Annotated in this window: 20 protein-coding genes; 14 read left to right on the top strand and 6 right to left on the bottom strand. The window is 72.0% G+C overall.

Translation table 11 applies throughout. The annotated features are described in order from the left end of the window. Genes ACZ5J1_RS18675 through ACZ5J1_RS18690 form a run of 4 tightly spaced genes read left to right on the top strand, consistent with a single transcriptional unit; the run spans position 1 to position 4,287 of the window. Positions 1–1,317 (top strand): alpha/beta hydrolase domain-containing protein, encoded by a 1,317-nt coding sequence (locus ACZ5J1_RS18675; protein ID WP_464561257.1) that lies wholly within the window; start codon positions 1–3, stop codon positions 1,315–1,317. A 38-nt stretch (positions 1,318–1,355) separates the two neighbouring features. Further along, complete coding sequence (locus ACZ5J1_RS18680) at positions 1,356–2,168, top strand: hypothetical protein (protein WP_464561259.1); 813 nt, start codon at positions 1,356–1,358, stop codon at positions 2,166–2,168. A gap of 32 nt (positions 2,169–2,200) precedes the next feature. Next, positions 2,201–2,821: a class I SAM-dependent methyltransferase gene (locus ACZ5J1_RS18685; RefSeq protein ID WP_464561261.1), complete on the top strand. Its 621-nt coding sequence runs from the start codon at positions 2,201–2,203 to the stop codon at positions 2,819–2,821. Then, entirely contained in the window at positions 2,818–4,287 is a 1,470-nt protein-coding gene (locus tag ACZ5J1_RS18690; RefSeq protein ID WP_464561263.1) for an MDR family MFS transporter, read from the top strand. Before ACZ5J1_RS18685 ends, ACZ5J1_RS18690 begins: the two co-directional genes overlap by 4 nt. On the opposite strand, the gene ACZ5J1_RS18695 is transcribed toward ACZ5J1_RS18690, so the two are convergent. After that, on the bottom strand, positions 4,262–5,011 hold the full coding sequence (locus tag ACZ5J1_RS18695; protein WP_464561265.1) for an IclR family transcriptional regulator: 750 nt from the start codon (positions 5,009–5,011) through the stop codon (positions 4,262–4,264). The two genes, ACZ5J1_RS18690 and ACZ5J1_RS18695, sit on opposite strands and share 26 nt — an antisense overlap. An 84-nt stretch (positions 5,012–5,095) precedes the next feature. Here ACZ5J1_RS18695 and hutH point away from each other — a divergent pair, with 84 nt between their 5' ends. From hutH to ACZ5J1_RS18735, 8 genes are read left to right on the top strand one after another with little or no spacing between them, the layout of a single operon-like run. Then, a complete protein-coding gene (gene hutH, locus ACZ5J1_RS18700; RefSeq protein ID WP_464561267.1) occupies positions 5,096–6,640 on the top strand; it encodes a histidine ammonia-lyase in 1,545 nt (514 codons plus the stop codon). Continuing rightward, positions 6,637–8,304 (top strand): urocanate hydratase, encoded by a 1,668-nt coding sequence (gene hutU / locus ACZ5J1_RS18705; protein ID WP_464561269.1) that lies wholly within the window; start codon positions 6,637–6,639, stop codon positions 8,302–8,304. The genes hutH and hutU overlap by 4 nt, the downstream gene beginning before the upstream one ends. A 4-nt stretch (positions 8,305–8,308) precedes the next feature. Then, positions 8,309–9,508, top strand: a complete 1,200-nt coding sequence (locus ACZ5J1_RS18710; protein ID WP_464561271.1) for an allantoate amidohydrolase — start codon at positions 8,309–8,311, stop codon at positions 9,506–9,508. After that, positions 9,505–10,812, top strand: a complete 1,308-nt coding sequence (locus ACZ5J1_RS18715) for a formimidoylglutamate deiminase (protein ID WP_464561273.1) — start codon at positions 9,505–9,507, stop codon at positions 10,810–10,812. The genes ACZ5J1_RS18710 and ACZ5J1_RS18715 overlap by 4 nt, the downstream gene beginning before the upstream one ends. Further along, on the top strand, positions 10,809–11,978 hold the full coding sequence (hutI, locus tag ACZ5J1_RS18720) for an imidazolonepropionase (protein ID WP_464561275.1): 1,170 nt from the start codon (positions 10,809–10,811) through the stop codon (positions 11,976–11,978). The genes ACZ5J1_RS18715 and hutI overlap by 4 nt, the downstream gene beginning before the upstream one ends. A 9-nt stretch (positions 11,979–11,987) precedes the next feature. After that, on the top strand, positions 11,988–13,493 hold the full coding sequence (locus ACZ5J1_RS18725) for an aldehyde dehydrogenase family protein (RefSeq protein WP_464561277.1): 1,506 nt from the start codon (positions 11,988–11,990) through the stop codon (positions 13,491–13,493). Continuing rightward, the gene (locus tag ACZ5J1_RS18730; protein ID WP_464561279.1) at positions 13,490–14,632 is read left to right on the top strand and encodes a CaiB/BaiF CoA transferase family protein; all 1,143 of its coding nucleotides are present in this window, start codon (positions 13,490–13,492) and stop codon (positions 14,630–14,632) included. The genes ACZ5J1_RS18725 and ACZ5J1_RS18730 overlap by 4 nt, the downstream gene beginning before the upstream one ends. Then, positions 14,629–15,807, top strand: coding sequence for an acyl-CoA dehydrogenase family protein (locus ACZ5J1_RS18735; protein ID WP_464561281.1), 1,179 nt, complete (start codon positions 14,629–14,631; stop codon positions 15,805–15,807). The genes ACZ5J1_RS18730 and ACZ5J1_RS18735 overlap by 4 nt, the downstream gene beginning before the upstream one ends. Here the strand turns inward: ACZ5J1_RS18735 and nhaC are convergent. Next, positions 15,789–17,285 carry a Na+/H+ antiporter NhaC gene (gene nhaC, locus ACZ5J1_RS18740; RefSeq protein ID WP_464561283.1) on the bottom strand — a complete coding sequence of 499 codons (1,497 nt, stop codon included), beginning with the start codon at positions 17,283–17,285 and terminating at the stop codon, positions 15,789–15,791. The genes ACZ5J1_RS18735 and nhaC overlap by 19 nt on opposite strands. A 77-nt stretch (positions 17,286–17,362) precedes the next feature. Between nhaC and ACZ5J1_RS18745 the strand changes: the two genes are divergently transcribed. After that, a complete protein-coding gene (locus tag ACZ5J1_RS18745) occupies positions 17,363–18,268 on the top strand; it encodes a cation efflux transmembrane domain-containing protein (RefSeq protein ID WP_464561285.1) in 906 nt (301 codons plus the stop codon). A 14-nt stretch (positions 18,269–18,282) separates the two neighbouring features. Here ACZ5J1_RS18745 and ACZ5J1_RS18750 read toward each other — a convergent pair whose 3' ends face one another. Continuing rightward, the gene (locus ACZ5J1_RS18750; RefSeq protein ID WP_464561287.1) at positions 18,283–18,612 is read right to left on the bottom strand and encodes an ArsR/SmtB family transcription factor; all 330 of its coding nucleotides are present in this window, start codon (positions 18,610–18,612) and stop codon (positions 18,283–18,285) included. 103 nt (positions 18,613–18,715) lie between these two features. Here ACZ5J1_RS18750 and ACZ5J1_RS18755 point away from each other — a divergent pair, with 103 nt between their 5' ends. Continuing rightward, the gene (locus ACZ5J1_RS18755; RefSeq protein ID WP_464561289.1) at positions 18,716–19,912 is read left to right on the top strand and encodes an MFS transporter; all 1,197 of its coding nucleotides are present in this window, start codon (positions 18,716–18,718) and stop codon (positions 19,910–19,912) included. Here ACZ5J1_RS18755 and ACZ5J1_RS18760 read toward each other — a convergent pair. From ACZ5J1_RS18760 to ACZ5J1_RS18770, 3 genes are read right to left on the bottom strand one after another with little or no spacing between them, the layout of a single operon-like run. Further along, the gene (locus ACZ5J1_RS18760) at positions 19,909–20,931 is read right to left on the bottom strand and encodes a lysylphosphatidylglycerol synthase domain-containing protein (RefSeq protein ID WP_464561290.1); all 1,023 of its coding nucleotides are present in this window, start codon (positions 20,929–20,931) and stop codon (positions 19,909–19,911) included. The two genes, ACZ5J1_RS18755 and ACZ5J1_RS18760, sit on opposite strands and share 4 nt — an antisense overlap. A gap of 23 nt (positions 20,932–20,954) precedes the next feature. Beyond that, complete coding sequence (locus ACZ5J1_RS18765; protein ID WP_464561292.1) at positions 20,955–22,202, bottom strand: arginine deiminase; 1,248 nt, start codon at positions 22,200–22,202, stop codon at positions 20,955–20,957. A gap of 14 nt (positions 22,203–22,216) precedes the next feature. After that, positions 22,217–23,671 carry a basic amino acid/polyamine antiporter gene (locus ACZ5J1_RS18770; protein WP_464561294.1) on the bottom strand — a complete coding sequence of 485 codons (1,455 nt, stop codon included), beginning with the start codon at positions 23,669–23,671 and terminating at the stop codon, positions 22,217–22,219. Positions 23,672–23,711: the final 40 nt, after the last annotated feature.

Below are 23,711 nucleotides of genomic sequence, written 5' to 3' on the forward strand. Positions count from 1 at the left end.
GTGCGTGAGCCACTGACCTTCGGCCCCCTCCCGGCCGCGCCGAGCCAGCTCCTCGCGGCCACCCCCGGCCCGGACCTGGCCGCACGCGGCTACGAGGAGCACGAGTACGTCGCCTCCGGCACCGCCGAGTCCTCCACCGACGCCGCTGCGGCGCCCTTCGCGACCCGGGTCGTCGTCCGCCGGCCCGCCGATCCCGCCGACTTCAGCGGCACGGTGCTGGTCGAGTGGCTCAACGTCAGCAGCGGCGACGATGCCGCGCCGGACTACACCTACCTGGGCGAGGAGGTCGTCCGTCGCGGTCATGCCTGGGTCGGCGTCTCGGCGCAGTACGTCGGCGTGGAGGGTGGCAGGGCCGTCGTCGGTGACCTCCCGGGCCAGTCCGAGAGCGGCCTGCGCCACCGGCTGCCGGAGCGGTTCGGTCGGCTCTCCCACCCCGGCGACGCCTACTGCTACGGCATCTACACCGCCGTCGGCGCGGCCCTGGCCGCCCCGGACGGCCCGCTGCTCGACTGGCCGATCGAGGTGCTGCTCGCGGTCGGTGAGTCCCAGTCGGCCTTCGCGCTGACCACCTACGTCAACGACGTGCACCCGCAGGTCGCGCTCTTCGACGGCTTCCTGATCCACAGTCGTGGGGGCGCTGCGCTGGGGCACGGCCGGCCGGGCTGCGGCATCGACCTCGACGACGTACGCAGGAGCGAGGCGGTCCCGATCCGCACCGACGTTCCCGTCCTGATCGTCCAGACCGAGACCGACGTCATCTCGACCCGACTGAACTACCTGCCCGCCCGGCAGCCCGATGCCGAGCACGTCCGGCTCTGGGAGATCGCCGGGACCGCGCACGCCGACCGGTGGCAGATCGGGGAGTTCGAGGAGCTGCTGGGCTGCCCGGACCCGGTCAACCGTGGTCAGCAGGCGTTCGTGCTGCGGGCGGGACTGCGCGCGCTGGATGCCTGGTGCCGTGACGGCGTCGCACCGCCCACCGCGCCGCGGCTCGAGACCGAGCCGGACGAGGCCGAGGGTCACCGGTTCCGCACCGACGCCTGGGGCAACGTGCTCGGCGGCGTCCGCACCCCAGCGGTCGATGCGCCCGTCCAGGTGCTCAGCGGCATCGCCGCCCCCGGGGTGAGCATCATCTGTGCCCTGTTCGGCCGCAGCCTGCCGATCCCGAGCGCCGACCTGCTCGCGCACTACGGCTCGGTCGACGGCTACCTCGGTGCCTACGCCGTGGCGACCCGTCAGGCGATCGCCGCGGGCTTCGTGCTGGCCGACGACCGGGCTGCGGTCCTCGCCGAGGCACGCCCCGACGCGCTGTCCTGACCCGCGACGAGGGCGGTGCGGCGGACTAGATTCGTCCCATGTCCGCCTCTCGGGTCGCGGTCACGGCCGAAGTCACGACGTATCGCTACGTGCGAGCGGCGCTGCTCGCCCTGCTGCTCGCCCTGGCCATCTCCATCGCCGCCGAGACCCTGCGCGACGGCTGGCAGACCTCGATCAGCTCGTACTACTACACCGCCGCCGGCCCGATCTTCATCGGAGCGCTCTGTGCGATCGGGGTCTGCCTGGTCGCCCTGCGCGGGTTCACCGACGCCGAGGACGTCTGCCTCAACCTGGCGGGGATCTCGGCGCCGATGGTCGCCTTCGTCCCGACCCCGGAGGAGGGCCGCGTCCCTGACGTCAACGCGATCACCAACAACTCCTTCACCTACCTCGCCGTCCTGGCGGTCGGCTTCGTCGTGGTGGTCGTCGCCCTGGCGAGGACCCCGGGACGGCCGAGTGCCTGGGTGCTGATCGGGATGGTCTCGACCGCGCTCGCCTGGGCGGTCGGGGTGGCCTGGCTGACGATCGACCGCGACTCCTTCGCGGCGAACGCGCACGCGCTCGCCGCGGTTTTCGTCTTCCTGCCGTTCGCCGGGGTCGTGGTGCTCAACACCGACTGGGGCGTCCGGGTGATCGCCCGGGAGGCGAGTGCGAGCCGGACCCGGTACGACGCGGCGTACTGGGGTGTCGTGCTCGCGATGGTGGTGGTCGGGGTGAGTGGCGCACTGCTGCGGGAGTGGCGGTTCGCGCTGCTCGCCACCGAGATCGGTCTGCTCGGCCTGTTCGCGTTGTTCTGGTTGCTGCAGACCGTCGACCTCAAGGATCCGCGCCGGGACCGAGCCTCGGCGTGAACCCGCCGGTCGCTGCTGGGAGGATGGGCGACGTGAGCACACGGTGGGAGCGGATCGCCCGTGAGGGAGCCGGCCAGGACTACGCGGCGGTCTACGCTGCCCGCTTCCGCGACCTCGCGGCCCAGGGTCAGGACATCCACGGCGAGGCGGCGTTCATCGCCGACCTGCACCCCGCACCCGCGCGGGTGCTCGACGCCGGCTGCGGCACGGGCCGGGTCGCGATCCGGCTCGCCGAGCTCGGGTACGACGTCGTGGGGGTCGACGTCGACGCCACCATGCTCGACCAGGCCCGCGCCGACGCCCCCGACCTGGACTGGCGGCTCGCCGACCTCGCGACCTTCGACCTGGGCGAGACGTTCGACGTCGTGCTGCTCGCGGGGAACACGATCCCCCTGCTCGAGCCGGGCACGATGACCCACGCGGTCGAGCAGGCGATCCACCACCTCGTCCCCGGCGGCGTGGTGGTCTGCGGCTTCGGCACCGACGCCGCGCACCTGCCGGCCGGATGCCCGGTCACGCTCCTGTCCGACGTCGACGCCGCGTTCGGTGTCCTCGGGCTCGACGCCGTGATGCGCTACGGCACCTGGGACTGGCACGAGTTCGATCCCGCCGAGGGGTACGCGGTCACGCTGTACGCCGAGCCTCGCCGGTGACGCGACCGGCCGGCGGGACGGCGAGCGGCGAGATCACCCGCGCCAGCGTCGGGCTGCGCAGCGAACGCGGGCCGGTCCTGCTCGCGGTGATGCTGAGCATGTGCCTGGTCGCGATCGACTCGACCATCCTCGCCACCGCCGTGCCGACCGTGGTCGCGGACCTGGGCGGGTTCTCCCAGTTCCCGTGGCTGTTCTCGGTCTACCTGCTGGCCCAGGCCGTGACGGTGCCGATCTACGCCAAGCTCGCCGACCTCTACGGCCGCAAGCCGGTGATGCTGGTCGGCATCGGCCTGTTCGTCGGCAGCTCGCTGATGTGCGGGCTGGCCTGGGGGATGACCTCGCTGATCGCCTTCCGGGCGCTCCAGGGGATCGGTGCCGGCGCGGTGCAGCCGATCGGCCAGACCATCATCGGCGACCTCTACTCCGTGCCCGAGCGGGCCAAGGTGCAGGGCTACCTCGCCAGCGTGTGGGCGATCTCCGCCGTGCTCGGACCGACCCTGGGCGGCCTGTTCGCCGACTACCTGTCCTGGCGGCTGGTGTTCCTGGTCAACCTGCCGATCGGCCTGGCCGCGGCCGTCATGTTCTGGCGCGGCTTCCACGAGAACATCGAGCGCAAGCGGCACCGGATCGACTACGCCGGGGCGCTCCTCCTGACGGCCGGTGTCCTGCTGCTCCTGCTGGCCCTGCTCGAGGGTGGCGTGCGCTGGGCGTGGACGTCGGGCACCAGCATCACGCTGTTGGTGTCGTCGGTCGTACTGCTGGTCGTCTTCGCGCTCGTCGAACGACGGGCGGCCGAACCGGTGCTGCCGGGGTGGGTGTTCCGGCACCGGGTCGTGGTCGCGGCGATGATCACCACGCTCTTCGTCGGCGTGCTGATGATGGGGATGACGACGTACGTACCGCTCTACGGCCAGAACGTGCTCGGTCACGGCGCGGTCGCCTCCGGGCTCGCGCTGGCGGCGATCGCCGTCGGCTGGCCGGTCGCCGCCTCCAACTCGGGCCGGTTCTACCTGACGCTCGGCTTCCGCACCACGATGCTGATCGGCGGCGCGGTCGCCGCCGCCGGGGCGTCGCTGCTGCTCCTCGTCGGCCCGGGGAGCCCGCTTATCGTGCTCGCCGCGCCGTGCTTCGCGATGGGTCTCGGGTTCGGGCTCGTCGCCAGCCCGGCGATCATCGCGGCCCAGTCGGCCGTCTCCTGGGAGCAGCGCGGCGTTGCGACCGGGTCGACGATGTTCTCCCGCTCGATCGGCAGCGCGGTGGGGGTCGCGGCCTTCGGTGCGATCGTCAACGGTGTCGTCGCCTCCCACCTCGGTGGTGGCGTGCCCGACCTGACGCACCTGACCGCCGACGTCCTCGAACCCGCGATCCACGCGGTCTTCGTGGCCTGCTCGATCACCGCGCTGGGCCTGCTCGGCGTGGGTCTGCTGATGCCGCGGACGATCAGCGTCCCCGCAACCGACGGGTGACCTGCTCGGCGGTCTGTGCCACGGCTCGGGCCAGCACCTGCGGATCGGCCTCGCCGGCGGGATAGGTGAGCGCGATCCCGGCGACCGGATGGTGGTTGTGGTCGGTCACCGCGGCCGCGACGCTGGCCAGACCGGCCGTCACCTCGCCGTCCTCGACCGCATGACCCCGCCGCCGGGTCTCGGCCAGGACCGCCTGCAGGGCGGTCGGTGACTGCGGTCCGACGCCGGTCCGGTCGGTGAAGGAGGCGCGATCGGGGTAGAGCGCCCGAGCCTGGGCGAGCGGCAACCGGGCGAGCATCGCCCGGCCCGACGCGGTCAGGTGGGCGGGCAGCCGGACGCCGACGTCGGTGACCAGCGGCGGCCGGCCCGGCGCCCGCTCCTCCAGGACGTAGAGCACGTCGCGGCCGTGCAGGACGGCCAGGTGGGCGCTGTGTCCGGTGCTGTCGACGAGGTGGGCGAGCGGTCGACGGGCGATCCGCTGGAGCGGCTCCTGCCGGACGTAGCCGCTGCCGACCTCGAACGCCGCGACGCCGAGCCCGTAGCGGTGCTCGTCGGCGAGGTGGGTGACGAAGCCCTCCTCGATCATGGCGTTGATCAGGTGGTAGGCGCTGCTGCGCGGGAGCTCGCAGGCCCGGGTGATCGCCTCCAGTGAGACGGGGTCGGCCTGGGCCGCCAGGTAGCGCAGCACACGCAGCGTCCGGGTGGCGGCGGGCACCTGCGCCATGGCTTCCTCCAAAGTCTCGGATCCGAGACACAACCTAGCCTCCGGGGCATTCCCGCGCGCCCCGCGCGGACGTCTAATGAACTCATGGAACCCGTCGACGTCGGCCGTGCAGCTCTCTCGTTCGAGGACGTGGTGGCGGTCGCCCGCTACGGCGCCGGGGTCAGGCTCGCCCCGGACGCGCTCGCCGCGATCGACGCCGCTCGGGCCGTGATCGAGGACCTCGCCGCGTCGGAGACTCCGCACTACGGGGTCTCGACCGGGTTCGGTGCCCTGGCCACCCGGCACATCCAGCCCGAGCTGCGCCAGCAGCTGCAACGCTCTCTGGTCCGCTCCCACGCCGCGGGCAGTGGGCCGGAGGTCGAGCGCGAGGTGGTGCGGGCGCTGATGCTGCTGCGCCTGTCGACGCTGGCCACCGGGCACACGGGGATCCGCCGTGAGACCGCCCAGCTGATGGCGGGGCTGCTCACCGAGGAGATCACCCCGGTCGTGCACGAGTACGGCTCGCTCGGCTGCTCAGGCGACCTGGCGCCCCTGGCGCACTGCGCGCTCGCCCTGATGGGGGAGGGGCCGGTGCACACCGCCGACGGCACGCTGACCGACGCCGCCGAGGCTCTCGCCGCCGCGGGGCTCGCGCCGGTCGAGCCGCAGGAGAAGGAGGGCCTGGCGCTGATCAACGGCACCGACGGCATGCTCGGCATGCTGGTGCTCGCGATCCACGACCTCACCGACCTGCTCCGGGTGGCCGACATCGCCGCCGCGATGTCGGTCGAGGCCCAGCTCGGCACCGACCGGGTCTTCGCCCCCGAGCTGCAGGCCCTGCGCCCGCACCCCGGCCAGGCCCGCTCGGCGGCCAACCTCACCGCGATCCTGCAGGGCTCCGGGGTGATGGCCTCGCATCGTGGCCCGGACTGCAACCGGGTGCAGGACGCCTACTCGTTGCGCTGCTCCCCGCAGGTCCACGGCGCCGCCCGGGACACGCTCGCCCACGCGGCGGCCGTCGCCTCCCGCGAGCTCGCCGCCGCGGTCGACAACCCGGTGGTCCTCCCCGCCGAGAACCGGCTCGAGTCCAACGGCAATTTCCACGGAGCCCCGGTCGCCTACGTTCTGGACTTCCTCGCCATCGTCGTCGCCGACGTCGCCTCGATCGCCGAGCGCCGCACCGACCGGTTCCTGGACAAGGCCCGCAACCACGGCCTGCCGCCGTTCCTCGCCGACGACCCCGGGGTGGACTCGGGCCTGATGATCGCCCAGTACACCCAGGCCGCGATCGTCTCCGAGCTCAAGCGACTCGCCAGCCCGGCCTCGGTCGACTCGATCCCGTCCTCGGCGATGCAGGAGGACCACGTCTCGATGGGCTGGTCCGCGGCCCGGAAGCTGCGCCGCTCGGTCGACGGTCTCGGCCGGGTGCTGGCGATCGAGCTGATGACGGCCGCCCGAGCACTCGAGCTGCGGGCCCCGCTGGAGCCCAGCCCGGCGACCGCCGCCGTCGTGACGCTGCTGCGCGAGGCCGGGGTCGGGGGCCCCGGCACCGACCGTTTCCTTGCCCCCGAGATCGAAGCCGCCCATCGACTCGTGGCCGACCGCTCGGTCAGCGCCACCGTCGCTTCCGTGATCGGAGCACTCGTATGACGACGTACGACCCGCACAACCCGCGCCTGCCCATCCATGCGGCCACCGGCACCGAGCTGACCGCGAAGTCGTGGCAGACCGAGGCGCCGCTGCGGATGCTGATGAACAACCTCGACCCGGAGAACGCCGAACGCCCCGAGGAGCTCGTCGTCTACGGCGGCACCGGCAAGGCGGCGCGCAGCTGGGAGGCGTACGACGCCCTGGTCCGCACCCTGCGCGACCTCGAACCCGACGAGACGATGCTGGTCCAGTCGGGCAAGCCGGTCGGCGTGATGCGGACCCATGAGTGGGCGCCGCGGGTGCTGATCGCCAACTCCAACCTGGTGGGGGACTGGGCCAACTGGGAGGAGTTCCGTCGCCTCGAGGAGCTCGGCCTGACCATGTACGGCCAGATGACGGCCGGGTCGTGGATCTACATCGGCACCCAGGGCATCCTGCAGGGCACCTTCGAGACCTTCGCCGCCGTGGCCGACAAGAGGTTCGGTGGCACCTTGGCCGGCACCATCACGCTGACCGGTGGACTCGGCGGGATGGGCGGCGCGCAACCGCTCGCGGTCACGATGAACGACGGCGTCGCGATCTGCGTCGAGGTCGACCAGAGCCGGATCACCCGCCGGATCGAGCACCGCTACCTCGACGTCCAGGCCGACGACCTCGACCACGCGCTCTCCCTGGCGGTGGCTGCGCGCGACGAGCGTCGCCCGTTGTCGATCGGGCTGCTCGGCAACGCCGCCGAGATCTTCCCCGCGCTGCTCGGTGCTCCGATCGACATCGTCACCGACCAGACCTCGGCCCACGACCCGCTCGCCTACCTGCCGATCGGGGTCCCGTTCGACCAGTGGCGGGCCCGGGCCGAGAGCGACCCGGCCGGGTTCACCGACGCGGCCCGGACCTCGATGGCCGCCCAGGTCCGCGCGATGGTCGAGTTCCAGGACGCCGGCGCCGAGGTCTTCGACTACGGCAACTCCATCCGCGACGAGGCCCGCAAGGGCGGCTACGACCGGGCGTTCGAGTTCCCCGGGTTCGTGCCGGCCTACATCCGGCCGCTCTTCTGCGAGGGGAAGGGGCCGTTCCGCTGGGCGGCGCTCTCGGGTGACCCGGCCGACATCGCCGCCACCGACAAGGCGATCCTCGAGCTCTTCCCCGACAACGAGCGGCTGCACCGCTGGATCACGATGGCCCAGGAGCGCGTCCACTTCCAGGGCCTGCCGGCCCGGATCTGCTGGCTCGGCTACGGCGAACGCCATCTGGCCGGGCTGAAGTTCAACGAGATGGTCCGCACCGGCGAGCTCACGGCACCGATCGTGATCGGCCGCGACCACCTCGACTGCGGCTCGGTGGCCTCGCCCTACCGCGAGACCGAGGCGATGCTCGACGGCTCCGACGCGATCGCCGACTGGGCGCTGCTCAACGCGCTGGTCAACACCGCCTCGGGTGCCACCTGGGTCTCCATCCACCACGGCGGCGGCGTCGGGATGGGCCGCTCCATCCACGCCGGTCAGGTCACGGTCGCCGACGGCACCGACCTGGCGGCGGCGAAGATCGAGCGGGTGCTGACCAACGACCCCGGGATGGGTGTGATCCGGCACGTCGACGCCGGTTACGACCGCGCCGCCGAGGTGGCCGCCGAGCGGGGCGTACGCATCCCGATGCAGGAGGCGTGACCCCGTGGGCGTCGACGACTTCGAGGCGATGTGGAGCGCGCTGGCCCCGATCGGTCGATCCGACGCGTCGGGCGGGTACTTCCGCCAGCCCTGGCTCGCCGCCGAGCTCGAGCTGCGGGCCTGGTTCCGCGAGGCCGCCGCGGCCCGCGGTCTCGAGGTCGACGAGGACCCGTTCGGCAACCTGGTCGCCTGGTGGGGTGCGGCCACGTCGGCGCCGGCGGTGCTGACCGGATCGCACCTCGACTCCGTCCTCGACGGCGGTGCGTACGACGGCCCGCTCGGTGTGGTCTCGGCGTTCGCCGCGATCGACCTGCTCCGCGAGCGCGGGGTGACCCCGACGCGTCGGCTCGGGGTGGCGGCCTTCGTCGAGGAGGAGGGCTCCCGGTTCGGTCGCGCCTGCCTCGGCTCCCGACTCGCCCTCGGCCCGACCCGCGGCGGAGCGGCGTGGGCCGAGGCCCGCGAGCTCACCGACCGGGACGGCGTACGACTGGGAGACGTGATCGAGGGCGGTACCTCGCACCTGCTCGACGGCGTCGGGACCTACCTCGAGCTGCACGTCGAGCAGGGCCGCGGGCTGATCGAGCACGGTGCCGCCGTCGGGCTCGGCAGCGCGATCTGGCCGCACGGGCGCTGGCGCTACGACATCGCGGGCCGAGCCGACCACGCCGGCACCACCCGGATGGACGATCGTGCCGACCCGATGCTGACCTTCGCGATGACCGCGCTGGCGGCCAACAAGCAGGCCCGGCTCGCCGAGCAGCGGGCCACCTTCGGGCGGATCGACGTCCGACCCAACGGCACCAACGCCGTCCCGTCGCACGTCACCGCCTGGCTCGACGCCCGCGCGGACTCCGATGCCGCCCTCGAGACGCTGGTCGCGACCATCGCCCGGCACGCGGGGGAACGGGCGGAGCGGGACGGCACCACGCTGGCGGTCACGCCGGAGTCGGTGACCGGTGAGGTCGTCTTCGACCTCGCGCTGCGCGACGTGCTCACCGCCCGGCTCGGCGGCCTCCCGGTGCTGCCGACCCAGGCGGGTCACGACGCCGGGATCCTCCAGGCCGGAGGGATCGGGTCGGCGATGCTCTTCATCCGCAACCCGACCGGGATCTCGCACTCACCCGACGAGGCGGCCGAGACCGGCGACTGCCTGGTCGGCGTCGATGCCCTCGCCCACGCCCTCGCAGCCCTGGTCAGCGCGTGAGCACCCACCTGCTCGAACGCGCCTGGGTCGACGGCCAGGTGCGCGACGCGGTCCTGGTCGAGATCGAGGACGGCCGCTTCGTCCGAGTCGAACCCGATGCGGCCACCGCGGGGAGCCGGGTGCCGGGCCTGACCCTGCCCGGCTTGGCCAACACGCACAGCCACGCCTTCCACCGCGCGCTGCGCGGTCGCACCCAGACCGACCGGGGCACCTTCTGGACCTGGCGGGAACAGATGTACGCCGCCGCCGAACGGCTCGACCCCGACCGCTACTACGACCTGGCCCGCGCCACCTTCGCCGAGATGGTCGCGGCCGGGTTCACCAGCGTCGGGGAGTTCCACTACCTGCACCACGACGTCGACGGGACGCCCTACGGCGAGCCGAACGTGATGGGCCTCGCGCTGCTGGCCGCCGCGCGTGCGGCCGGGATCCGGATCACCCTGCTCGACACGCTCTACCTCGCCGGCGGTTTCGGTGCCCCGACCCGCGGCGTGCAGCGCCGGTTCGACGACGGCAGCGTCGAGGCCTGGGCCGAGCGGGTGGACGCGCTCTCGTCCGTGGCTGACCACCGGACCAGGATCGGGGTCGCCGCGCACTCGGTGCGCGCCGTCCCGGCGGCCGCGCTCGGGGCCTTCGCGCCACACGTCGCGGCAGGGATCCCGGTGCACGTGCACCTGTCGGAGCAGGTCGCGGAGAACGACGACTGCCAGGCGACGTACGGCCTGAGCCCGACCGGGCTGCTGGCCGACCACGGTGTCCTGGGCGCCTCCACGACGGTCGTGCACGCCACCCACCTCAGCGCCGAGGACGTCCGACTCCTCGGTGAGGCCCGGGCCTTCGCCTCGTTCTGCCCGACCACTGAGCGCGACCTGGGCGACGGCATCGGGCCGAGCCGGCAGCTGCGCGAGGCAGGGGCGCGGCTGACCCTCGGCTCCGACAGCCACGCCGTGATCGACCCGTTCGAGGAGATGCGTGCCCTCGAGCTCGACGAACGCCTCGCCTCCCAGGAGCGTGGGCACTGGAGCGCCGCCGAGCTGCTGCACGCCGCGACCCTCGACGGCCACGCCAGCCTGGGCTTCGACGATGCCGGCGCGATCGCCGTGGGGCAGCGCGCCGACCTCGTCACCCTCGACCTCGAGACCCCTCGCACGGCCGGTACGGGCCGCGACGAGCACACCGTCGTCTTCGCCGCCGGTGCCGCCGACGTCACCCGGGTCGTCATCGACGGACGGGTCGTCTTCGAGGGGGACCACCGGCGCGTCGGGCGCGAGCTCGATCGGGCGATCGAGAGGGTGTGGGCATGAGCCTGCTGATCACGAACATCGGTGAGCTCGTCACCAACGAGCCGGGCCCCGCTGCCGAGGACCCGTTGGGGATCCGGCGCGACGCGGCCGTGGTCGTGGAGGACGGCCGGATCGCCTGGGTCGGCAGCGCCACGGCCGCGCCGGCGGCCGACGAGCGGGTCGACGTCGAGGGTCGCGCGGTGATCCCGGGCTTCGTCGACAGCCACAGCCACCTGGTCTTCGCCGGCGACCGGGCCGAGGAGTTCAGCGCCCGGATGGCCGGGGTGCCGTACGGCGCCGGCGGGATCCGCACCACCGTGGCCGCCACCCGCGCGGCCAGCGACGACGAGCTGACCCGCGGTGTCGCCCGCCACGTCGCCGAGATGCGACGCCAGGGCACCACCACGGTCGAGATCAAGTCCGGCTACGGACTCACCGTCGACGACGAGGCCCGCTCCCTGCGCATCGCCCGGGGGTTCACCGAGGAGACCACCTTCCTCGGTGCGCACGTCGTCGGCCCCGAGTACGCCGACGACCCGGCCGGGTACGTCGACCTGGTCACCGGCCCGATGCTGGCCGCCGCCGCCCCGCACGCCCGGTGGATCGACGTCTTCTGCGAGCGCGGCGCCTTCGACGCCGACCAGGCCCGCACCATCCTCCGAGCCGGCGCCGCCGCCGGACTGCGAGGCCGGCTGCACGCCAACCAGCTCGGCCCCGGACCCGGCGCGCAGCTCGCCGCCGAGCTGCGCCTGACCGCCGTCGACCACTGCACCTACCTCTCCGACGAGGACGTGCACGCCCTGCGCGAGGCGGGCACCGTCGCCACCCTGCTCCCGGGCGTCGAGTTCAGCACCCGGCAGCCCTACCCGTCGGCGCGACGCCTGCTCGACGCCGGCGTGACGGTCGCGCTCGCGAGCGACTGCAACCCCGGATCCAGCTACACCAGCTCGGTCCCGTTCTGCATCGCCGTCGCGGTGCGGGAGATGGGGATGACCCCGGCCGAGGCTCTCTGGGCGGCGACGGCAGGGGGCGCCGCAGCGCTGGATCGCGACGACGTCGGCGTCGTGGCGCCGGGTCGCCGCGCGGACCTGGTCCTGCTCGACGCACCCAGCCACGTGCACCTCGCCTACCGTCCCGGCGTCCCCATCGTGAGGTCCGTGTGGGGCGGCCCGAGCGCGGCCGGATAAAGTCGGAAAATGCCCACCGTGGTCCGGTCGTTCAACCCCCGCACCGGCGAGGTCAACGGCACCGTCGAGGACACCACACCGGCTGCAGTCGTTGACGCCGTCGCAGCCGCGGCCCGCGTCGGCCCCGCGATCGCTGCGACGCCCCCCGCGGTGCGCCGCACCTGGCTGTACGCCGTCGCCGACGCCTTGGTCAACGAGCTCGACGACCTGGTCGACCTCGCCGACCGCGAGACCGGACTCGGCTCCACCCGACTGAGCGGTGAGGTGCACCGCGCCGCCGGGCAGCTCCGGTTCTACGGGGACGTCGCGGCCGAGGGCTCCTTCCTCCAGGCCCGGCTCGACACCGCCCTCGACGCGCGGCCGGCGTTGGCCCGGGTCAACCAGCCGCTCGGCCCGGTCGCTGTCTTCGGGGCCAGCAACTTCCCGTTCGGGTTCAGCGTGCTCGGCAACGACACCGCCTCGGCGATCGCGGCCGGCTGCCCGGTGCTGGTCAAGGCGCACCCGGCCCACCCCCTGCTCAGCGTCCGTCTCGCCGCCCTCGCCGAGGCCGCCCTGACCGCGGCCGGAGCACCATCGGGGACCCTCCAGCTGATCTCCGGGCACGACGCCGGGCTCGCCCTGGTCCGCGCCGACGGCGTCACCGCTGTCGCCTTCACCGGCTCGCAGGCCGGGGGGCTCGCGCTGTGGCGGGCCGCGAACGAGCGCGACGTGGTGATCCCCGTCTACGCCGAGATGGGCACGGTCAACCCGGTCGTCGTCACCCCGGCCGGAGCGGCCCGGATGGCCGAGGTCGCCGCCGGGTTCGTCGGCTCCTTCACCCTCGGCGCCGGACAGTTCTGCACCAAGCCCGGGCTGCTGTTCGCCCCGGCCGGCTCGGGTGCCGCCGCGGCGGTCGCCGACGCTCTGCGGGCCGCGGCTCCGGCGCACCCCCTCCTCACCCGGTCGATCGCCGCGGCGGTCGGGGCCGGCATCGACCGGCTCGAGTCCGCCGGGGCCACCACCGTTGCGACGGTGCCCGGCACCGCCGCCGGCTGGTCCGCGCCGGCCGCGGTCCTCTCCGCACCGATCGAGGCGATCCGGGCCGGCAGCGGCCTGCTCGAGGAGTGCTTCGGACCCGTCGCCCTCGTCGTCGAGTACGACGGCCCCGCCGAGCTCCACCGCGCGGTGGAGACGCTGCAGGGCTCGCTCGCCGCCAGCGTCATCACCGGCGGGGACGCCACCGACCCCGACGCGAAGGCCGCGATCGACCTGCTCGCGCCGAAGGTCGGTCGGGTCGCGGTCGACGACTGGCCGACCGGGGTCGCCTTCACCTGGGCCCAGCAGCACGGCGGGCCGTGGCCCGCGACCTCGGTGCCGTCCTCGACCTCGGTCGGCGCCGCGGCGCTGGACCGGTTCCTGCGGCCGGTGACCTACCAGTCCGTCGCCGACGCCTGGCTGCCGCCCGCGTTGCAGCACGACAACCCGTGGCGGATCCCGCGCCGGATCGACGGGGTGCTCGAAGGTCCCGGACGATGACCGGCGCCCTCGACGGGATCCTGGTGGCCGACTTCAGTCGGGTGCTGGCCGGCCCGCTCGCCGCCGCCACCCTGGCCGACCTCGGCGCCACCGTGGTCAAGGTCGAACGACCCGGCCACGGCGACGACACCCGGCACTGGGGCCCGCCCTGGACCGAGAACTCGAGCAGCTACTTCGAGTGCGCCAACCGGTCCAAGCAGTCGGTCGAGCTCGACCTGTCCGACCTCGAGGACCGCCGGCTCGCGGTGGAGCTCGCCCGCCGGGCCGACGTGGTGCTGGAGAACTTCAAGTCCGGCACCCTGGAGCGCTACGACCTCGGCTACGACCAGGTCGCGGCGACCAACCCCGGTGTCGTCTACGCCTCCATCACCGGCTTCGGTGGCCACGGCGGGCGCGATCTCCCCGGCTACGACTTCCTGGTCCAGGCGGTCGGCGGGCTGATGAGCATCACCGGGGAGCCCGGACAGCCGACGAAGGTGGGTGTCGCGCTCGTCGACGTACTGACCGCGAAGGACGCCGTGGTCGGGATCCTCGCCGCGCTGACCGCCCGCGACCGGACCGGGAGCGGACAGCGGGTCGAGGTGAACCTGCTGTCCAGCCTGCTCGGATCGCTGGCCAACCAGGCCTCGGCCTTCCTCGCCACCGGCGAGGCCCCGGTCGCGATGGGCAACCGGCATCCCTCGATCGCGCCCTACGAGACCCTCGCCGCGAAGGACGGGAACCTGGCCGTCTGCTGCGGCAACGACGGCCAGTTCCGCGAGCTCGCCGCCGTCCTCCAGGTCGCCGAGCTGGCCAACGACCCGCGCTACGCCACCAACGCCGCCCGGGTCGCGCACCGGACCGACCTCGTCGAGCTGCTCGAGCGCCGGCTCGCCACCGACACGGTCGCCGGCTGGATCGACCGGCTCACTGCGGCCGGGGTGCCCGCGGGCGCGGTCGGCAGCATCGCCGACGCGTTCGAGCTCGCCGACATCCTGGGACTCGCCCCGACCGTCGACGTCGGACCGGGTGTCCCGCGCCAGGTCCGCAGCCCGCTCCGGTTGAGCGGCACCCCGATCACGTCCTACGCGCCCCCGCCCCGCCTGGGCGAACACAACGACGACGTCCGTCGCTGGCTCACTGAGGAGAACCCCGCATGACCACCACGCACCGCGACCCGCTCGACCTCGCCGGCATCGACGACCTGCTCAGCCCCGACGAGAAGGCCGTGCGGGCCTCGGTCCGTCGGTTCTGCGACGAGCGGATCGACCCGTACGTCGCCGACTGGTTCGAGCGCGGCGAGGTCGACGACCTCCGCGAGCTGGCCCGCGGCCTGGGGTCGGTGGGGGTGCTCGGGATGCACCTCGAGGGCTACGGCTGTGCCGGGATGTCGGCCACCGAGTACGGCTTGGCCTGCCTGGAGCTGGAGGCCAGCGACTCGGGGATCCGCTCGCTCGTCTCCGTGCAGGGCTCGCTGGCGATGTTCGCGATCTGGCGGTGGGGGAGCGAGGAGCAGAAGAACGAGTGGCTCGCGCGGATGGCGGAGGGCGAGGCGATCGGCTGCTTCGGGCTGACCGAGCCCGACGTCGGCTCGGACCCGGCGAACATGCGCACCCGAGCGCGTCGGGACGGCACCGACTGGGTGCTCGACGGCCGCAAGATGTGGATCAGCAACGGTTCCATCGCCGACGTGGCGGTGGTGTGGGCCCAGACCGAGGACGGCATCCGCGGGTTCGTGGTCCCGACCGACACCCCCGGCTTCAGCGCCCCGGAGATCAAGCACAAGCTCTCCCTGCGCGCCTCGGTCACCAGCGAGCTGGTGCTCGACGGGGTGAGGCTCCCCGAGTCAGCGATGCTCCCGGAGGCCCTCGGCATCAAGGGACCGCTCAGCTGCCTGTCCGAGGCCCGGTACGGGATCGTCTGGGGTGCCCTGGGAGCCGCCCGCTCCTCCCTGCGCGCGGCCCTGGAGTACGCCGGGGAGCGGACCCAGTTCGGCAAGCCGATCGCTGCCTTCCAGCTGACCCAGCAGAAGCTCGCGGACATGAATCTCGAGTACACCAAGGGCATGCTGCTCGCCCTGCACCTGGGCCGTCGCAAGGACGCCGGGCTGATCACCCCCGACCAGGTCAGCCTCGGCAAGCTCAACAACGTCCGCGAGGCGATCGAGATCTGCCGGACCGCCCGCACCATCCTCGGGGCGAACGGGATCTCGCTGGAGTACCCGGTCATCCGGCACATGAACAACCTGGAGTCGGTGCTCACCTACGAGGGAACCGTGGAGATGCACACGCTGGTGATCGGGCAGGCGATGACCGGTCACGCCGCGTTCCGCTGAGGCCCTTCAGGGGGCTCGTCCAAGGCAGTGGGCTCGACCTTCTCGATCTTGAAGCCGGTGATGCCGTACAGCACGCTCAGCGCCGGGCTGGCGTAGCAGAACACGGCGTACGGCAGGTAGAGCAGCGTCGAGACGCCGAGGGTGGCGCCCATGAAGGCACCGCACGAGTTCCACGGCACCAGCGGCGAGGTCACGGTGCCGGAGTCGGCGGCGAGCCGGGACAGGTTGGTCGGCGCCAGGCCGCGGCGGGCGAACTCGGCCCGGAAGATCCGGCTGGGCAGGACGAGCGCGATGTACTGGTCACCGGCGACCACGTTGAGCCCGAAGCCGCAGGCGAACACCGTGACGTAGAGCCGTCCGGTGCTGGACGCTGCGGCGATCATCGGGTCGACCAGTCGGTTGATCAGCCCGAACTCCTCGAGCATCGCGCCGAAGGTCACCGCCCCCAGGATCAGCCAGATGGTCAGCAGCATCGAGTCCATCCCGCCGCGGGAGAGCAGCCGGTCGATGTCCGCGATGCCGGTGTCGATGCTGAACCCGTTGGCCATCGCCGACCAGATCGCCTTGATCGACTCCACCACCACGTTGCCGGTCCCGGCCACGAAGTCGGCGTACACGTCGGGTTGGAGGAAGGCGCCGAGGACACCGGCGAAGAGGGTCGCGGCCAGCAGGGCGAGCGAGGCGGGCACCTTCCGGATCGAGAGGAACGCGAGCAGCACGACCGGCAGCAGGGCGAGCGGGGTGATGGTGAAGATCTGGTTGAGCTTGTCCAGGTCGGAGGTGGTCTCGGCGTCGGAGACCGTGTCGGGGCCGGTCACCCCGAGCACGAGGAAGACGACGAACGCGATCACGAACGCCGGGATCGAGGTCCACACCTGCCGTTTGATGTGCTCGTAGACGTCGACCTTGACGATCTGCGCTGTCAGGATCGTGGTCTCCGACAGGGGCGAGGTCTTGTCGCCGAGGTAGGCGCCCGAGATCACCGCACCGGCCGTGATCGCCGGTGAGACCCCGATCAGGGCGGCGATGCCGACCAGGCCGACCCCGATGGTGGCCGCCGTCGTCCAGGAGCTGCCGATGCTGAGCGCGACCACGCCGCAGATCAGGGCGGTCGCGGCGTAGAACCAGCCCGGCGAGAGGATCTGGATCCCGTAGTAGACCAGCGTCGGGATGGTGCCGCTGAGGTTCCACACCCCGATCAGGGCGCCGACCGCGAGCAGGATGAAGATCGCGCTCGTCACCGAGGCGATGGCGCCCTTGCCGGCCTCCTGGACCGAGCTGAAGTCGTGGCCGTTCTTCATCGCGATCAACGCCGCGATCGCGCAGCACATCAGGAGTGCGACCTGGATCGGGCCGTCGAGGGCATCGAGCCCGAAGAGGGCCAACGAGCTCGCGATCAGCACCGCGAGAGCGCCCAACGGCACGAGGGCATCGGCCAAGGTGGGCTTCTTGGTCGCCCTCGCCTCGTGTGCGTCCACGGCCGCCTCCTGGCCTCACGCCTCATCGGTCACGGATGACTCTATAGACGGCGGGCCTGTTCTGGGACGATCGCAGGGTGAGCGGCACGGCTGACCTCCGCGCGGGGGAGCAGCGCGCCCTGCGCGTCTCGATCGCCGGTGGGGCGCTCCTGGGGTTGATCGCCGTCGTCTGGGGACTTCTCGCCGGGTCGCGGGTGCTGCTGTTCGACGGGCTCTACGCGGTGCTGGGCATCGTGCTGTCCGGGATCTCGTTGCTCGCTGCGGCGGCTGCCGAATCGGCACCCACCCCGACGTTCCCCTTCGGCAAGAAGGCTGCGGTGCCCTTGGCCATCGGCGTCCAGGGTGCGGTCCTGCTGGGCACCCTGCTCTACGCCGCCGGGGACGCGATCGTGGTCATCCGGGCCGGCGGGGCCGAGGTCTCGCCGGGAGTAGTCCTCGCCTACGGGATCGCCTCGACGGTGTTGTCCCTCGTCCTGGCGTGGTGGCTGGCCCTGCTGTCGGGCTCCGAGCTGGTCGCCGCGGAGCGGGCGCAGTGGCGGGCGAGCGCCCTCCTCAGTGCGGTCATCGCCGTCGGGGGTGCGGTGGCGCTCTGGTTGGACGGCACCCGCTGGGGCGAGGCCGTCGCCTACGCCGACCCGGTGCTCGTCCTGATCGCCTGCGCCTTGATCGTCCCGGTGCCGTTGCGGCTGATCCGGAGCGCTGGACTCGAGCTGCTGGAGGCCGTGCCACCACCCGCGGTCCGGGACGCGGTGCACCGCGCCGTCGGCGCCACCCGCGAGCAGTTCGGACTCCCCGAGCCGTACGTCGCCGCGACCAAGCTCGGCGGTCGGCTGTACCTCGACGTCACCTTCGTCGTCGAGGGCGCCTGGACGGTCGCGGATGAGGACGGCATCCGGCACTCGATCATCGACCAGCTGGCGCCGCTCGGCTACGAGGTGTGGGCGAACGTCGAGCTGACCACCGACGTCGACCTCGCCGAGTAACCAGCCTCGTTCGGTCAGCCCGCGGCGGCGATGATGGAGGCGAGGACGCCGGGGTAGGCGTCCTCCACGTCGTCGCGACGCAGGCGTTGGTGGGTCTGCCCGTCGATCACGATCCGCTGGATGACCCCGGCCTCGCGCAACGTCTTGAAGTGGTGGCTGGCCGTGGACTTGCCGATCCCGTCGTAGAGGCGGGCGCACGCGACCGGTTCGCCGTCGGATCCGGAGAGCCGTCGCACCATCTCGAGCCGCACCGGATCGGCGAGAGCGTTCAGCACCTGCTGCAGCGGTGCGACCGGCGTCAGGCTGCTGCTGACGCTCAGGTCGTTCTCGTGCGACGTGGTCATGCACTTCTCCCGGATCGGGTCGGAATAAGTTCGATGCGGATCGAACTTATGGTGGATACGACGTTCGATCTCTATCGAACCTAGCACCAGGAGAACGCCAGCGATGAGCACAACCTTCCCGAGCCTGACCGGCCGGCGCACCGTGCCGGCCTACCCGCTGCTGGTCGCGCTGATGGCGGTGGCCATCGGTGTCTCCGGTGCCCCGGCCCCGCTCTACGGCATCTACCAGCGTGAATGGGCGCTGGCGCCGATCACTACAACCGTGATCTTCGCGGTCTACGCCTTCGGCGCCCTGGTCGCGGCCGTGGTGGCGGGGGTGGTCTCGGACAGCATCGGACGCAAGCCGCTCCTGGTGGGCGCCCTGGTCGCGATGGTCGCCGGCCTGCTGCTCTTCATCACCGCCGACGGGGTCACGTCGCTCCTCCTCGCCCGCGCGCTGCACGGCGTCGCCGTCGGCACCACCGTGGTGGTGGGGTCGGCCGCGCTCCTCGACCTGCGCCCCGAGCACGGTGCTCGGAGCGGCCACCTCACCGGGATCATGTTCAACCTCGGGATCGCGGTCGCGGTCCTCGGCGTGGCTCTCCTCGCTCAGTACGGGCCCGACCCGCTCGTCACGCCGTACGCGGTGATCGGGTTCGTGGTGCTCCTCCTGCTGCTGGTGCTGCTGCCGATCCCGGAGCCGCACCACCGCCGCACCGGCGCCCGGATCCGGATCGCGCGCCCGGCCGTGCCAGCGTCGATCCGGACCGAGTTCCGGTTCGCCGTGCTGGGGGTGATGGCGGCCTGGTCGGTGCTGGGCGTCTACCTGTCGCTGTTCCCGGCCTTCGCCGGCCAGCAGACCGGCGTGCACACCCTCGTCTTCGGCGGCATCGTGGTCGCGGCGATGGCAGCTGCGGCGGCCGTGAGCCAAGCGGTCGGCGGAGGGTGGGACGCCCGGACCGCCGCGATCACCGGCGACTTCGGGACCGCCGCCGCGCTCGGACTCGGAGTGCTGGCGCTGCACACGCACCAGGCCGCGCTGGTCGTGGTCTCGGCCGTCCTCACCGGCCTGGCGTTCGGGCTGGCCTTCGGGGGATCGCTGCGTTACCTCGGCCGGTTCGTGCCGGCCGACCAGCGCGGCGAGGTGATGTCGGCGTTCTACCTGCTGGCCTACGCCGCGATGGCGATCCCCGCGGTCCTGGCGGGCTGGGCGGCGACCGAGTGGGGCCTGGGTGCGATCTTCCCGTGGTTCACCGCGGCGGTCGCGCTGGCCTGCGTCACCGCCGGGACGCTCGGACTGACGTCCGGCCGGAGGCGCTAGCCCGCCGACAACCGCTTGCCGAGCGTCGCCTTCCAGGCGACCAGCGCGATCCCTCCGAGGACCAGCGGGCCGCCGGTGTTGAACACCCGCCACACGATCAGCCCGGCGATCGCCGCCGCCTCGGCCGCCTCCGCTCCGGCCACGCTCGCCGCACCGGCCACCGCGGCGATGACCGCCGCGTCGACCAGTCCGAGGCCGAAGAACGGGAAGAGGGTCAACGGGAACGCGAACAGGTAGGCGATCAGGATCGGGGCCACGCCGACCTCCGAGGCACTGAGCCCGACGAAGCGCAGGCACAGCAGCAGCATGGTGAAGTCGACGACCACCATGCCGACCGTCGCGAGCAGGGACCCGCGGAAGCCGCCGCGGAAGTTCTCCGCGACGTTCGCCCGGAACCGCACGCACCCCTCGGCCCACTCGTCAGGATCGACGCTCTTCCTGAACCGGTGGGCGAGACGTCCCCCGCTCAGACCGACACGGCGGGCGAGCGCGTCACTGCGGATGATCAGCAGCAGGCTGACCAGGATCGTGACCGAGGCGGCGATGAAGATCAGGTCGAGCCAGCCGGCCGTGATCTCCGCCCCGGTGATCAGGGCGAGCGCGATCGCCACCGCGGGCGCGCCGAAGCGCACGATGAAGAGCGTCAACGTGTTGAGCAGCGTCCCGGCGAGCGCGACCGGGACCGACACGCCCCACGAGGAGAACATCGCCGTCCGCGCCGCGGTGTCGCTCGGCGGTGGCGCGAACGAGGAGAGCAGGATCCCGACCTGGTCGTTCTGGACGGCCTGGAACGGGGTCACCCCGGGGACGTAGAGCGAGAGCGGCAGGGCGCCGCAGAGCTGGCGGAACCCGAGCAGGACCAGCAGCACGATCGGCTGCCACCAGGTCAGGTCGGCGAGGGCGTCGCGGACCTCGCCCCAGTCGACCTGTCCGACCAGCCGGACCAGGTACACGCTGGCGACGACCAGGATCGCCCCCAGGACCAGACGGATGGTCCAGGTACGTCGGCGCGACCTCACCGGTCGCGCCGCAGGTGGCTCGCTCAGAACTCCACCGGCTCACGGATGATCGGGCAGGTCATGCAGTGCCCGCCGCCACGGCCGCGGCCGAGCTCGGCGCCCACGATGGTGATCACTTCGACCCCCGCCTTGCGCAGCAGCGTGTTGGTCAACGTGTTGCGGTCGTAGGTGAAGACCACGCCCGGCTCCAGGGCGACGGCGTTGTTGCCGCTGTCCCACTGCTGGCGCTCCGACTGGTAGACGTCGCCGCCGGTCTCGATCACGTTGAGCTTGGGCAGCCCCAGCGCCTTGGCGACGACGTCGACGAAGGGCGTCGTGCCCTCGTCGATCACCTCGACGCCCGGCGCCTTGTCGCTCGGCACCAGGGAGAAGGTGTGCACCGCGTTCATGATCGTCGGGTAGAGCGTGACGATGTCGCGGTCGGCGAAGGTGAAGACCGTGTCCAGGTGCATCGCGGCGCGCAGCTTCGGCATCCCTGCCACGATCACGCGGGTCGCCGCACCCTGCGCGAAGAGCGCGGCGGCGACCTGGGTGATCGCCTGGCGCGAGGTCCGCTCGCTCATCCCCATCAGCACGACGCCGTTGCCGACGGGCATGATGTCGCCGCCCTCGAAGGTGGCCTGGCCCCATTCCTCGTCCGGGTCGCCCCACCAGACCTTCGACCCGACGTAGTCGGGGTGGAACTGGTAGAGCGCCTTGTAAAGGATGGTCTCGTCCTTGCGAGCCGGCCAGTACAGCGGGTTCATGGTGAGGCCGCCGTACAGCCAGCAGGTGGTGTCGCGGGTGTAGAGCGTGTTCGGCAGCGGCGGCAGCAGGTACTCCCGTGCCCCGGTCGACTCGCGGACCAGCGAGATGTACGGCGAGCGGAAGTCCTCCGGCAGGTCGTTGGTCGCCAGGCCGCCGATCAGGAAGTCGGCCAGCTGGCGCTCGGGCAGCTGCTCGAGGAACTCACGGGTGCCGTCCACGAGCCCCGGACCCACCTGGTTGGGTACCACCTTGCGGTCCAGCAGCCACGACTTCGCCTCGGGGATGGCCATCGTCTGGGCGACCAGGTCGTGCAGCTCGACCACCTCGACGCCGCGCTGGGTCAGCTTGTTGACGAAGTCGGCGTGGTCGCGCTGGGCGTTCTCGACCCACATCACGTCGTCGAAGAGCAGGTCGTCGTTGTTGCTCGGCGTGAGCCGGCGGTGGGCGAGCCCGGGCGCGCAGACCAGCACCTTCTTGAGCTTGCCGACCTCGGAGTGGACGCCGTACGTCGAGGAGACGCTCATGCAACTGCCTTTCTCTAGAGGGTGATGCGACCGGTCCAGAGCGCGACGGCGCCGAAGACTCCGGCGATCACGATCAGGGCGAAGAGGGCCCACTCGGTGGGGGAGAAGAGACGACGACCGTTCTCGCTGCGGGCCTTGATGTAGAGCAGCGAGAACGGCGCGAGGATCACCGCCATCAGGACGACGAACTTCATCCCGGCGGCGTCGAAGAGGAACGCGGTGTAGGCCACCGCGGCACCGGCGACGATCGACTCCTTGCGTCGTACGCCGGCGGACACGCCCTCGTAGCCCTCGCCGGTGAGCCCGATCTTGAGCGCGTAGGCGGCCGCCAGCAGGTACGGCAGCAGGGCGAGGCTGGTCGCGAGGTCGAGCATGAAGTTGAGGGCGTCGGTGACGACGAACGTCAGCGCCAGCAGTCCCTGCACCGCCAGCGACGTGACCACCAGGGCCGTGATGGGGGTGCCGTGCTCGTTCTCCTGGCCGAGGAAGCGCGGAAAGTCCTCCTGGCGAGCGGGGATGTACATCACCTCGGCCGCCATCAGCGTCCAGGCCAGGTAGGCGCCGAGCACGGAGACGATGACGGCGACGCTGATGAAGATCTCGCCCCAGTGCCCGACCTGGGACTCGAAGACGCCGACCATCGAGGGCTGGCGGATCGCGCCCAGCTCCGGCTGCGGGACGACGGAGTAGGAGGCGAGGGTGACCAGGGCGAAGACCGCCAGCACGCTGACGAAGCCGAGCACCGTCGCGCGGCCGACGTCCTCGCGCCGCTTGGCGTAGCGCGAGTAGACGCTGGCGCCCTCGATCCCGATGAAGACGAACGTCGTGATCAGCATGGTGTTGCGGATCTGCTCGTTGAGGTTGCCCAGGTCGCCGTACCCGGTGGCGAGCCAGTTGTCGGCGAAGACGCCGGCGTCGAAGTAGAAGAACATCACGACGATGAAGACCAGGATCGGGACGATCTTGAAGACCGTGACGATCTGGTTGATCACGGCGGCGTCGCGCACCCCGCGGGCGATCAGGAAGTGGAAGGTCCACACCCCGACGGTCGACAACGCGACCGCGAGCACGGTCGCTCCGTCGCCGAAGCCGTCGAAGAACGCGCCGAGGGTCGCGCCGATGAAGACCCAGTAGAAGGTGTTCCCGGCGATGGAGCTGGCCCAGAACCCGATCGCGGAGTTGAAGCCGACGTAGTCCCCGAACCCGGCCTTGGCGTAGATGAAGACACCGGAGTCGAGCTCCGGCTTGCGGATCGCCAGGTTCTGGAAGACGAAGGCGAGCATCAGCATGCCGGTGCCGGCGATCGCCCAGGCGATCAGGGAGCCGAGGATGCCGGTGGCGACGCCGAACCGGGCGGGGAGCGAGAAGACGCCCGCTCCGACCATGCTGCCGACCACCATGGCGGTGAGCGTCGGCACGCTCATCTTCGCGACGGTGGACTGCGGAACCTGTTCAGCGTCGGTGCTCATCGGTACCCCCGTTGGTGGTTGCCAGGCATTCGTGATCCTG

The sequence above is a fragment of the Nocardioides sp. JCM 18999 genome, from assembly GCF_055391175.1.

Coding starts and splice junctions, on each gene's coding strand:
- ACZ5J1_RS18680 (WP_464561259.1), top strand. CDS start 1,356: ATGTCCGCCTCTCGGGTCGCGGTCACGGCCGAAGTCACGACGTATCGC.
- ACZ5J1_RS18695 (WP_464561265.1), bottom strand. CDS start 5,011: ATGGCGCAGGTGCCCGCCGCCACCCGGACGCTGCGTGTGCTGCGCTAC.
- hutH (WP_464561267.1), top strand. CDS start 5,096: ATGGAACCCGTCGACGTCGGCCGTGCAGCTCTCTCGTTCGAGGACGTG.
- hutU (WP_464561269.1), top strand. CDS start 6,637: ATGACGACGTACGACCCGCACAACCCGCGCCTGCCCATCCATGCGGCC.
- hutI (WP_464561275.1), top strand. CDS start 10,809: ATGAGCCTGCTGATCACGAACATCGGTGAGCTCGTCACCAACGAGCCG.
- ACZ5J1_RS18725 (WP_464561277.1), top strand. CDS start 11,988: ATGCCCACCGTGGTCCGGTCGTTCAACCCCCGCACCGGCGAGGTCAAC.
- ACZ5J1_RS18730 (WP_464561279.1), top strand. CDS start 13,490: ATGACCGGCGCCCTCGACGGGATCCTGGTGGCCGACTTCAGTCGGGTG.
- ACZ5J1_RS18735 (WP_464561281.1), top strand. CDS start 14,629: ATGACCACCACGCACCGCGACCCGCTCGACCTCGCCGGCATCGACGAC.
- ACZ5J1_RS18750 (WP_464561287.1), bottom strand. CDS start 18,612: ATGACCACGTCGCACGAGAACGACCTGAGCGTCAGCAGCAGCCTGACG.
- ACZ5J1_RS18755 (WP_464561289.1), top strand. CDS start 18,716: ATGAGCACAACCTTCCCGAGCCTGACCGGCCGGCGCACCGTGCCGGCC.
- ACZ5J1_RS18765 (WP_464561292.1), bottom strand. CDS start 22,202: ATGAGCGTCTCCTCGACGTACGGCGTCCACTCCGAGGTCGGCAAGCTC.
- ACZ5J1_RS18770 (WP_464561294.1), bottom strand. CDS start 23,671: ATGAGCACCGACGCTGAACAGGTTCCGCAGTCCACCGTCGCGAAGATG.